The sequence below is a fragment of the Veillonella sp. DNF00869 genome (assembly GCF_001553345.1).
In the GTDB taxonomy this organism is placed as follows: domain Bacteria; phylum Bacillota; class Negativicutes; order Veillonellales; family Veillonellaceae; genus F0422.
Window position 1 is genome coordinate 197,652 of sequence record NZ_KQ960768.1, and the last position, 11,846, is coordinate 209,497.

At 39.5% G+C, this 11,846-nt stretch carries 10 protein-coding genes, 3 tRNA genes and 1 pseudogene; 1 reads left to right on the top strand and 13 read right to left on the bottom strand.

The window, feature by feature from the left end; translation table 11 throughout:
• The 4 genes and pseudogenes from HMPREF3032_RS07580 to HMPREF3032_RS03970 form a co-directional block, all read right to left on the bottom strand.
• A pseudogene (locus HMPREF3032_RS07580) lies at positions 1 to 222 on the bottom strand (S-layer homology domain-containing protein); the annotation flags it as partial.
• Positions 223 to 508: 286 nt separating this feature from the next.
• Positions 509 to 2,533 (bottom strand): ABC-F family ATP-binding cassette domain-containing protein, encoded by a 2,025-nt coding sequence (locus HMPREF3032_RS03960; RefSeq protein WP_062402125.1) that lies wholly within the window; start codon positions 2,531 to 2,533, stop codon positions 509 to 511.
• A gap of 6 nt (positions 2,534 to 2,539) precedes the next feature.
• A complete protein-coding gene (locus tag HMPREF3032_RS03965; protein ID WP_062402128.1) occupies positions 2,540 to 2,938 on the bottom strand; it encodes a type II toxin-antitoxin system HicB family antitoxin in 399 nt (132 codons plus the stop codon).
• A 29-nt stretch (positions 2,939 to 2,967) separates the two neighbouring features.
• The gene (locus tag HMPREF3032_RS03970) at positions 2,968 to 3,165 is read right to left on the bottom strand and encodes a type II toxin-antitoxin system HicA family toxin (protein WP_062402131.1); all 198 of its coding nucleotides are present in this window, start codon (positions 3,163 to 3,165) and stop codon (positions 2,968 to 2,970) included.
• Between the two features lie 164 nt (positions 3,166 to 3,329).
• Here HMPREF3032_RS03970 and HMPREF3032_RS03975 point away from each other — a divergent pair, with 164 nt between their 5' ends.
• Positions 3,330 to 3,689, top strand: coding sequence for a hypothetical protein (locus HMPREF3032_RS03975; protein ID WP_009353548.1), 360 nt, complete (start codon positions 3,330 to 3,332; stop codon positions 3,687 to 3,689).
• A gap of 119 nt (positions 3,690 to 3,808) precedes the next feature.
• On the opposite strand, the gene HMPREF3032_RS03980 is transcribed toward HMPREF3032_RS03975, so the two are convergent.
• From HMPREF3032_RS03980 to HMPREF3032_RS04020, 9 genes are all read right to left on the bottom strand, one after another.
• The gene (locus HMPREF3032_RS03980) at positions 3,809 to 4,927 is read right to left on the bottom strand and encodes an MGDG synthase family glycosyltransferase (protein ID WP_062402134.1); all 1,119 of its coding nucleotides are present in this window, start codon (positions 4,925 to 4,927) and stop codon (positions 3,809 to 3,811) included.
• Positions 4,928 to 5,138: 211 nt separating this feature from the next.
• A complete protein-coding gene (locus tag HMPREF3032_RS03985) occupies positions 5,139 to 5,462 on the bottom strand; it encodes an HU family DNA-binding protein (protein WP_062402136.1) in 324 nt (107 codons plus the stop codon).
• A 47-nt stretch (positions 5,463 to 5,509) separates the two neighbouring features.
• A complete protein-coding gene (mazG, locus tag HMPREF3032_RS03990) occupies positions 5,510 to 6,301 on the bottom strand; it encodes a nucleoside triphosphate pyrophosphohydrolase (RefSeq protein WP_062402139.1) in 792 nt (263 codons plus the stop codon).
• Entirely contained in the window at positions 6,298 to 7,842 is a 1,545-nt protein-coding gene (locus HMPREF3032_RS03995) for a putative polysaccharide biosynthesis protein (RefSeq protein WP_062402142.1), read from the bottom strand. The genes mazG and HMPREF3032_RS03995 overlap by 4 nt, the downstream gene beginning before the upstream one ends.
• Before the next feature lies 1 nt (position 7,843).
• The gene (gene mfd, locus HMPREF3032_RS04000; RefSeq protein WP_231723407.1) at positions 7,844 to 11,083 is read right to left on the bottom strand and encodes a transcription-repair coupling factor; all 3,240 of its coding nucleotides are present in this window, start codon (positions 11,081 to 11,083) and stop codon (positions 7,844 to 7,846) included.
• Between the two features lie 97 nt (positions 11,084 to 11,180).
• Positions 11,181 to 11,363, bottom strand: a complete 183-nt coding sequence (locus HMPREF3032_RS04005) for a hypothetical protein (protein WP_009353527.1) — start codon at positions 11,361 to 11,363, stop codon at positions 11,181 to 11,183.
• 89 nt (positions 11,364 to 11,452) lie between these two features.
• Positions 11,453 to 11,536, bottom strand: a tRNA-Leu gene (locus tag HMPREF3032_RS04010).
• A 6-nt stretch (positions 11,537 to 11,542) separates the two neighbouring features.
• A tRNA-Arg gene (locus HMPREF3032_RS04015) sits at positions 11,543 to 11,619 on the bottom strand.
• Positions 11,620 to 11,633: 14 nt separating this feature from the next.
• Positions 11,634 to 11,709: transfer RNA gene (locus HMPREF3032_RS04020), tRNA-Trp, on the bottom strand.
• Between the last annotated feature and the right edge of the window lie 137 nt (positions 11,710 to 11,846).

Here is an 11,846-nt window from a genome sequence, read left to right on the forward strand (position 1 = left end):
AGTGAATTTAAAGTTGCCCACTTTGTTTTCTAATGTGGAAACACGAACGCCTAAATTGTTCAATTCAGCGGAGAATTCGTTAGCTAAACGGTTGATGATTGCGTTTTGTTCAGCGTCAACACGATCTTGACGAACTAAAGCTTTCGCTACCATTTGAGCCATTTCATAACGAGTGATGTTTTGTTGGCCTTTGAATGTGATATCTGGGTAGCCGTTAATGATTTTATATTTTTAATAGAGTATCCATGTTCCCTCTAGTAATTTATATCTATGATTTATATATATATTCTATAAAGTTTTGTTATATCCCTTTACTTAAATGTATTGAAAAAAATTTTTTATAATAACATAAATTTAAAAAAAGCACAACTATTTTTTTCGATATTCCTCTATGGTGTCAAACAAATTTTGTTTAAAACACTGATAATAAGCCATTTTGTCTATAAATTATAAACTTGTAGAAATAACAAAAAAGAACCCTTAAAGGGGTTCTTTTTCATAAACAACTTTATTTTCTCTCCTCCAATTCCAACCATCGTAAAGTACTCATATCCAACTCTTCTACCACTTGTTCTCGTTCTTTGATGGTACTTTCAATGGCTTCATAGTCACTACCCCCTTGAGCAATCATAGCATCATAGGCTTTCACTAGACCTTCTAGTTCCGCAATGCGAAGCTCTAATTGTTCAAGTTCTTTCATCTCCCCTAAAGTCAGTTTCTTTTTTCCGCTCTCCTTGCTATCTACCGTAGTCTCTACTGCTACTAGGTGCACATTAGTATTCACATCTGTAACTGTATCACATGACTGTGTTTGTACGCTTTCACTTTCAATATCCACTACCATTCCTTCATTGGCATGGTGTTCCGCATTCTGCTCCCTAGAACCAGCGGAGCCACCCTGTACCTGCACAGCATGACGTAGGACACCACGTTTTGTATCACTACCCATGGCGCTCGTTAGGGTCGTGTCTGCTTCATAATCAGAGTACCCACCATGGTATATCTCGATATGACCTTCTCCAGTGAATACAAAGAGTTTATCTACCACCCGGTCTAAGAAGTACCGGTCATGACACACGGTGATGACAATGCCGCTATAAGAATCTAAGAACTCTTCTAAGACTTCTAAGGTTGGAATGTCTAAATCATTGGTAGGCTCATCTAGGAGTAACACATTGGGTGCATCCATTAAAATGCGAAGTAAAAATAACCTTCGCTTTTCCCCACCAGACAGTTTACGGATGGGCAAACCATGGTGTGATGGAGGAAATAAAAATCGTTCCAATAATTGACCTGCACTTAAGGAACTGCCATCGGGCAAGTGCAAGTATGAACGATTTTCTCGAATATAGTCCAACACCCGTTGGTCTTCTTTAAAGGTCGGTAATTGTTGCGAGAAATATCCAATGCGAACTGTTTCTCCACGCCCCATAGTCCCACCAGCTGGTTCCAATGCTCCTTGAAATAGTTTCATCAACATAGTCTTACCAATCCCATTAGGTCCTACCACACCAATTCGATCATGACGTACCATATGATAAGTAAAATCTTTAATCACTTCTCGTCCAGCATCATAAGAAAAAGATAGATGTTCTATATCGAAAATTGTATTTCCCAAACGAGAGGCTAATACTACGGGATCCACAGTGCCTACTTTTTGTCGTTTTTCCATAGCTTTCAGCTGCTCGAACCGTTGCAATCTTGCCTTTTGTTTCGTGGTACGCGCCTTCGCACCACGGCGCACCCATTGTAATTCACTGGCAATCAGCTTTCTGCGCTTTTCCTCAATGGCATCTAACTGTGCTTCTCGTTCTTCTTTCAAGGATACATAGGTTTCGTAAGTCTCTTGAAATTCATATATAGTCTGATTCGATAGTTCCCATATGGTGTTACATACGGCATCTAGGAAATATCTATCATGGGTGCTCAATAATACAGCCCCTTTTCTATCTTTTAAATATAGTTCTAGCCATTCAATGGTGGCCTCATCCAAATGATTCGTAGGTTCGTCAAGCAATAATAAATCACAAGGATAGACCAAGGCTCTAGCTAATGCTAATCTTCGGCGTTGTCCCCCAGATAATGAGTTTGCTGGCCCATGTACATCATGAAAGCCAAGGCGTGTCAATATCATTTTTGCTTCTTGTTCTACAACCCAGCCATCTTCTTCATCCATGCGCGCTAATAATTTCATATACTGCGGTGATTCTGGATCTTGTAACGCTCTTTCAAAATCTCGAACCAGTGAAAGTTTAGGATGGTCTCCTAATAATACATTATCTAGCAAGGTACTACTTTCATCAATATATGGATCTTGTTCCAATCGATGGATGGTAGCCTTCCCATTTCGTTCTATGCTACCTGTATCTGGTTCTTGTGTTCCTTCTAACACCTGCAATAAAGTTGTTTTTCCTGTCCCATTAACGCCAATTAAACCAATGCGATGATGAGAGGCTATGGTGACATTTACGTTTTTAAACAATAAGCGGGTGCCATACGATTTTTCTATGTTTTGTAATGTTAAGATATTCATACTCGTTTATATAATTCCTAGTTCTTGTTTTAATGCACTTTGTAATATTTTAGAAAAATTAAGATTCTCTTCTTCTGCTTTATGATTAAGCCAACTAGGAATAGTAAGCGTTTTTTTCACAGCTCTATTATCTGTCTTTCTTAAATAAGCTTCCTCATCCCATTTTACTAGCCCAATAAACTCCCCTGAGCTACATTGTATATCCGTTGGACTCATAGGAACTGGAAATTCTTCTTTATCTTCACTCAAAGAATACAAATAAAGTCCCAATGCATCTTCTGCCATGTCCACCGCCTCGGCTAATGTATTACCTTCTGTAACACAGCCTGGCAAATCTGGAAAGCTGACTGTATATCCTCCATCTCCATCACTGCTAAAAATTGCTGGATACATTTCTTTTCTCATAGTATACCTCCTATTTCATCGTAACTACTTTATTTAATTCCTGCTTGCTTCAATATTGTATGTAATGTTTTAGGTTTTAAGTCTTCTTTATGTACAGGTACTGTAACACGCCCCACTTTACTCGTATGCTTTAACATATGATGTGAGCCTCGTATTCGATCAACATACCAGCCGTCCTTTTTTAATACTTTTAGTAGTTCTTTTGGTGTTACCAAAATAATCACCATCTTTCACGAAAATAGACATGAGATTACTAATTACATACAAAACAACTTCTATTTTTATTATAGTACGTACTAACACGTATGTAAACTATAGATTTGCATTGACACACCTACTATCATGGATTAGAATGAAAGTAACACATTCATTATTTTATAAGGAGGTTGTCATGGACACTGACACGGTTCAGCAAGAGTTTGAAGATATTGGTTTTGAAATTGTAGAAGTTGACGAACGGGACGTCCTATTATACGAACTATCTGATGGTAGTGAAGAGGAAGATGGTCAATATGCCATTATTTCCGATGAAGATGGACGTATTCCTACTGCAATGGATACACCTGTAATTGTATCCGTGTATGATGATAATGATGCATTTCAATGGAGCGTAACACTTCCAAATGGAGAGGAACTAAAAGAATTATTCCTTCGTGTGGAAAGTGCAGAAGAATTGCTAGATACTTTGCAAGATATTCGCAATGAAAATATTGAGCGTTACGATTCTGAAATGGACTCCTATAGCGAGTAATACGGCAAAAAGGCTGTCGCACCATGTAATTTACATGTTGTGACAGCCTTTTTTATTACAACTGTATAAGTAGGAGGCCATACTAGTCGGCATCCTAAGTCCTGTATTATGTTATCTTTCTATTCAAGTATCCCCTGTTTATGTGCCAGCATGTCCTCACAAGCAGCTACGATTTCCGCTGCTCCATCTACTTTCCAAGCCTTCGCTGCTTCATGCATAGCCTGTAACCGTTCATGATTTTGTAATAAAGCACCTACTACATCATCCAAGTTTTCAATATGACGTGCCCATTTGCCACAGCCCTTTTGTTCTAACAATTCTGCATTAGCCTCTTCTTGCCCAGGAATGGCATTAAAAAATACCATAGGTACACCTATAGTAACACCTTCCATACAAGTCAATGCTCCTGGCTTTGTCACAAGCAACGTCGCCTTTCGCATCAATTCAGGGATTTCATTGGTATAGCCATATATGGAAATAGGCGTTCGTAAGGATTCTTTCATATGATGCAAAGAGTTATATAACCCATCGTTCAAGCCTGCCACTACATGAATTTCATCAATCCCCGGTACATGATCTAGCCGTTGTAAGGCTTCTTCTACACAGCCTAATCCAAGTCCACCACCCATGAGCAATACCCTCTTACAAGAATCACTGCCATAAGGTTCTTTTAAAGGTGTAAAGAAGTGACGCATAATAGGAATACCCGTGACATGAATTTTTTCTAAAGGTACACCCATGTTCAACACTTCATACACCATGGATGGCGTAGCTACATGATAGGCATCGATTTCATCATAGCGCCAAAATTGGTGGGCTGCAAAGTCAGTCATAACGGCTACAATAGGAATCTCTATTTTTCGATGTCGTTTCAACACACTTGCTGCCCCACAAGGAAATGGATGGGTACACACAATTAAATCTGGCTCTTCCTTTTCTATGAGTTTTTCCATCCGATTCTTTAGCATCCAAGACACTACCGTTTGGGCTACGCTTCCTTTCCATTCAGCACCAGACCAACGATAGACAATATCATAGAGGAAAGGAAAGAAGTCTAACATTTTAAAATAGGTTTCTTTCAATAGGTTATCAAAGGAAAATGTATCTGTCCCTAAAAAGTCTACATGATGCACGACTGCACTTGGATCTTTCTGTTGCCAATATTCTTGAATCGCCAGTGCCGCTTGCGTATGACCCGTACCAATTGACGCCGATACAATTAAAATACGTTGACCCATGTGCCCTCCTTTCTTTAGATAGCCTCTAATGATGTATCTTTACCTCACTGATTCTTACTAAGCAATTACATTATGTCTATTCTATCATAGATTCGAAGAGATATGAATATTACGTATAAAAAAGAACGCTATCATTTCCATGCAAATGTAAGAAAATATCAATTTGCATAGGAACTGTAGCGTTCTTTTTGTATCTTAGGAATATCCTGAATTATTTTTTACGAACTTTAGTAGCTGCTTTAGTAGTTGCTTTAGTAGCTGGTGCGTTCACAAGGTCTTTTAATTGTTTACCTGCTTTGAAAGCTGGGGATTTGGATGCTGGAATTGTCATTTCTTCTTTCGTACGAGGGTTGCGGCCAATGCGTTCAGCACGAGTACGAACTTCGAAAGTACCAAAACCAATTACTTGTACTTTTTCTTCTTTAGCTAATGCTTCGCCAATTGTGTCGAATAAAGCTTTTACTGCTTTTTCAGCATCTTTTTTTGTCAATTCAGCTTTAGCTGCAACGCTTGCGATTAATTCAGTTTTGTTCATGATTGAACCTCCCTTAAAAATAGTATTCCTTTAACTTAATCATGCGATTAAAGTTCCACCTTTGCCGCCTCCCAAAATTCATCTAGCTCTTTGAGAGTAAAATCCTCCCATTTGTTTCCACTCTGTTGGACCTTTTTTTCCACATAAGAAAATCGCCGTATAAACTTTGTATTTGTGCGGTGTAGTGCGTTTTCTCCGATTATTTTATACCATTTAAACAGATTTATCAAGGAAAAAAGTACATCTCCCCCCTCTTCTTCCGCTTTTTCTATATCTTTTTTGAATATTTCTCGCTTAAATTCATCTATTTCTTCATAAAACTTAGTCCACACCCCTTCTTCACTAGGCCAGTCGAACCCCACTTTACTTGCCTTCTCTTGTAATTTTTGAGCCCGCAATAAAGCTGGTAATCCTGGAGAAATTCCATCCAAAATAGATGTGCGTTCATGCCCTTTTTCTTTTGCTTTCAATTCTTCCCAAGTTGCTAATGTATCTCCTACTGTTTCTCGGTCTGCACTTTGAAACACATGCGGATGTCGTCTCACCATTTTAGCGGTAATATCATTCACCACATCTTGCATGGTAAAATATCCATTTTCCTCTGCCACTCGTGCATGAAACACGATTTGCAACAATAAATCTCCTAATTCTTCCCGTAAATGGTCCACATTCTTTTCATCAATGGCTTCTAATGTTTCATATACTTCTTCTAGCAAATATCTACGTAGTGAACTATGTGTTTGTAATTTATCCCAAGGACATCCATTAGGGCCTCGTAATTCAGCTAATACATCTACTAATGGATCCAATGTAAAGGAACTCGTTTCTTTTTGACTCACTTAGAACCACCTTTCTTCATGGCTTGTTTTGCCAAACCTGTAAACTCTTTCACCTGCATGGTTTTCGTTATACTTAGTGCTAATACATATAGTACAATTCCTAAAAGAATAGATAATGCTACACTCATGGTATTAGATAGGATAGTACTCATAAAATTATAAAACATCACTGTGCCACCACCCATGGCTAAGGAGGAGAATAGAATTTTTCCAATTTCTAGGAAAGAAATAGTAAATGATGTACATCGATACAATATATACAAGTTTGCTACCGCAGCTATACCAAAATCTACATTAGTGGCCCACGCAGCCCCTTCTATCCCCCATTGCGGTGTTAAATAGAGATTTAATAAAATTTTTAATACTGCCCCTAAGAGTAACGTAAACATAGGAATCGCCGTACGTCCTAACCCCTGTAAGGCACCGGTTGTTACTTGTTGTACACCTAGTAGCCAAATGCTAGTGCTAAGAACAGCAATAGATCCACCTGCATTCGGCGTATCAAACATCATCTGAGAAATCGGTGTAGCCAATACACACAATCCTACAAAGGCAGGAATCGTTACGATATTCGTCATCCGTAGCGCGGTCTCCATGCGATGATGGATTTCTTCTTTATCTCGGTCTCTATGCAGTCTAGATATGGCAGGTACTAAGCTAGTGGCTAAGGACATAGTCACTATAACAGGTAAGCTGATAAGAGAGGTCGCCATTCCTGTTAAATATCCAAATGCTGTTGTAGCCTCTTCTTTGCCATAACCAGATAGCATCAATTGTTGTGGTACTAGCCATAAATCAATGGCTCCAATGAGAGGTATCATAATATTGGCTACGGCCACTGGAAAGGCTAGTGTCATTAAGTCTTTTATAATGGTCTTCGGTGATTCTAAAGGAAATATTTGTCCTTCTAATTTAGATTCTCGACCATAATAATACAGTAACACCACTAATCCTAAGCCTACGCCAATGACAGAAGATAAGGCCGCACGACTAGAGGCTAATTCAATCCCCTGTGGTAAAAAGTAGATAGCTGCCCCCACCATCACTAGTACACGCCCTAACTGTTCACATACCTGTGATATACCAGTAGGCAACATATTTTGAAATCCTTGAAAATAGCCTCGAAAACAAGCCAATAAAGAAACAATCCCAATGGCAGGTGCTACCGCTAATAACGCACCTTCTGCTCGGTTATCTGTAATCAATCCGATTTCGATAACATAAGGAATTGCAATATAAAAGGCTACACTTAGCAATACACCTAGCATCCCCATAGTAGTCAATGCTACCTTGAAAATATGCCGAGCTCCTCTATAGTCCTCTTGTCCCACTTTGCGAGCAATCATAATAGAAAGAGCGACTGGTAATCCTGCTGCTCCAATACTGATAATTAGTTGATACAAAGAATAGGCCATTTGGTACAGACCCACCCCTTCGCCTCCTAAGATACGAGCTACAATGACTTTACTGACCGCCCCTATGACCTTCACCAATAACCCTGCTACGGTTAAGATCATAGCTCCTTTCATAAATCCTGTCATATTAGCCCTCCTTTGGAAGTTTTCGTTCAAATTCACTCAGTACTTGTTCTACTTGGCGGATTACATCGCCAGATTGTAATGTATAGGCCCATACAGTGGAGTTTGAGCCTCGATGTTTCATATGTTTCCATATATCTTCACTGATGGCACCCATATCCCAGTCTTCCATTTTAGACTCATCTTGCCAAGTAAAGAGAATATTCCCATCCTTGCGAATGACACTCTTCATACCTAAAGCACGAGCTCGTTCCTTAATCATGGCCAATTTAATTAGACGTTCCACTGGTTTTGTAGGCGATCCAAACCGGTCAATTAATTCATCTACAAAATCGTCTAAACCAGCTTTTGTATCAATTTGTAGTAATCGTTGATACACAGAAATCTTTCGTGCCTCATCATGAATATAATCACTATCGATAAAGGCATCTATGCCTACATCCACCACTGGTGCTGGTAATGGACGGTCTGGCATATCTTTTTTCTGGGATTTTGCAATCGCTTCTTCTAACATGGCGGCATACATAGCAAAGCCGACAGCTGCGATATTGCCATGTTGTTGCGCACCTAATAAGTTGCCTGCCCCTCGAATTTCCATGTCTCGCATAGCTAACTTAAATCCTGCGCCTAATTCGGTAAATTCCTGGATGGCCTTCAACCGTTTTTCGGCACTTTCATTTAACACCTTATCTGGGCGATACATAAAATACGCATACGCCCGTTGACTAGAACGCCCTACTCGTCCGCGCATTTGATACAACTGTGACAAGCCCAAATGATCTGCATCAAAAATAATAATGGTATTGGCGTTTGGAATGTCTAAGCCCGTTTCAATAATACTAGTACATAAGAGTACATCATATTGTCCTTCTGTAAAATCCTGCATCACATGTTCCATCATGGTACCCGCCATTTGTCCATGAGCCACTGCAATGCGTAGGTCCGGCATAGCTCGCTGTAACTGTTCTTCCATATGCGCAATAGACTGTACCTTATTGTACACAAAATATACCTGTCCACCTCGTTGTAGCTCACGACGAATAGCTTCCGTCACTACTTGCATATCAAACTCTACAACATAGGTTTGCACTGGCAATCGTTCCATCGGTGGCGTATGGATGACACTCATTTCACGAACCCCTACCAAGGACATATGCAAGGTCCGTGGAATTGGCGTAGCGCTAAGGGTTAAAATATCAATATTAGTAGCCCATTGTTTCCACTTTTCTTTTTGTGCCACCCCAAATCGTTGTTCTTCATCTACCACTAATAAACCTAACTTTTGGAATTGAATTTTCTTACTTAATAACGCATGTGTGCCGATTAAGATATCTACCTGTCCATCTTGTACAGCCTTAATAATATCCTTCTTTTCTTTCGCTGACCGGAATCGATTTAACACTTCTACGCGCACTCCAAATTGTGAGAATCGATACATGAATGTTTTAAAATGTTGCTCTGAAAGCACCGTTGTAGGTACTAACATAGCCACTTGCTTACCGCTCATAACAGCTTTAAACATAGCGCGCATAGCCACTTCTGTTTTACCGAATCCAACATCCCCACATAACAGTCGGTCCATAGGGCGTGGTAATTCCATCGACGCCTTAATCTCTTGAATCGCTTGTAATTGGTCATCGGTCTCTTCATACGGGAACTGGTCTTCAAACTCTCGTTGCCATGGTTGGTCTGGTAAAAATGCATAGCCCTCTATAAGTTCTCGTTTCGCATACAACTCCACTAAGGTATCTGCTAAATCATCAATAGATTTTTGGGCTTTCGATTTTGTCTTAATCCATTCCTTACCACCCATTTTATGTAGTTTGGGCGTAACTCCTTCATTACCAATATATTTTTGTAATTGATCCAAATGGTCTGCCGGTAAAAATAAACGATCTGTACCAGCGTAATCGATTTCAATATAATCTCGATGAATGCCTTCCGTCTCTATGGTCTTCAGTCCTCGATATTTACCAATACCATGGATGCTATGTACTACATAATCCCCAACGGTAATATCTGTAAAATATTTAATCTCCTGACCTTTATCTACTTTCTTACGAAGTTTTTTCTTCTGAAAGCCAAAAATATTCCCTTCTGTGATGACCGTTAGATTTGAATGTGGTAATTCAAATCCCTCTGAAAGTATGCCCTCCACAATAAGAACTGCAGGTGCTGTCCATTCCCATGTATCTCGATACACATAGGATATCTTATTTTCAAGTAACGCACTTTCTATTGCTTCACGGCGTTGCTGATTGTGTAACACCAATACGATTTGTCTATTCAAGGATGCATTAAACTTAATATCATCCATAAGCATAGGAATTTGACGTTCATAGGAGGCAATAGATTTTCCCATCATGCCGATGGTCTCTACCTTCCCCCATCCTGCAGAGCGTTGCATCATACTGAATAAAATAGTGGTATACGCCTGAGAAGATGCCTTCCAATCCTTCCAACGCAGATATAACTCTTCATTCGACGCATCTTCTTTATGAACTTTACCTAACGCTTCTTCTAACCGTTTTGGCTCATCTAAAATTAATACGCCACTACTTAAATAAGAGAGTATAGAGCAAGTTTCCTCATCATTATCCGCGTGTATAGGTAAGACCATACATTCCGAAGCTTCCCCCATAGAGCGTTGCGTATCCACATTGAACTGACGCATAGTATCAATCGTATCGCCAAAAAATTCAAGACGAAAAGGAAATTCACTTTGAATAGGAAATACATCTAAAATATCTCCACGCACGCTAAAATGACCACGATATTCCACCTGGTCCACTCGTTCATATCCAATTTGTACTAATTTTTCTAACAGGATTTGCTGATCTATGTCTTCCTCTACCTGAAGCGTTAACATATGATCTAACACGGTACAAGGTTCGCCTACAAATTGACTAGCTTCTTCTATGGTAGCTAATACAATCACTGGTTTACCCAAAGCTAGATTCCCTAAGGTCTCCATCCGTTTTGCCTGTGTATCTAAACTTTTTGCCGTCCATTGTGAAAGAGATCGATCCACAATAGGATAAGATAATACTTTAGCATCTGGTAATAGACATTGTATATCCCTTTCCCACAGCTCTTTATGGGTTTTATCATGGGTCACAATGAGGGTTGGTCTTTGCTCACCTTCTAATGTAGCTTGACTATACAGAAAAGATTTCTGTGATCCTCCTAATCCATAGATTTGGGTAGCTCCTTTTTTATAAAAAGAGTCTACAATATCCTTCATAGTCCCTTTTATATCTAATATAGGCTTATATGTCATCGACATATAGTATTTCCTTTCTTATATGAAAAAGAGCTATAGTTATCTATAGCCCCTGTGATTATTCTAGGTTTTCTTTAATCGCCGTATTCGTGGACTCTTCAATATAATGAAGGGCTGCATAAATTAAATATGCACCTACAGTAAGACCGAAGAAAAAGGCTTTGAATATTTCTTTGTTCCAACGAGTTTCACGTAAACCAGAAACCGCAGATGCTAAAAAGCTTAAGTCTGTAACTTTCATAGCAACCTCCTTGTATCAACACTTAAAATTATATTCTTACACTAGATATACAAAAAAAGCGAATATAACTATTCGCTTATCTTTAAAATTGGTGCGGGAGAAGGGACTTGAACCCCCACGCCAATGGCGCCAGATCCTAAGTCTGGTGCGTCTGCCAATTCCGCCACTCCCGCATAAGATGGTGACCCAGGAGGGATTCGAACCCCCGACCTTTTGATTCGTAGTCAAACACTCTATCCAGCTGAGCTACTGAGTCATATGTAATTTAGTTGGCAGGGGCAGTAGGACTTGAACCCACAACCAACGGTTTTGGAGACCGCTACTCTACCAATTGAGCTATACCCCTATCTTTACGACTTACTCAGTATAACGTAAAGTTGATACTTTGTCAAGTGATTCTTGTAGCAGAACCAAGTTTTTAGCTGGGCTAGCAGATGCTAGCCCCCGCTAAGTTTAATCAGCAACTTCCTATCCTCCCAGGCC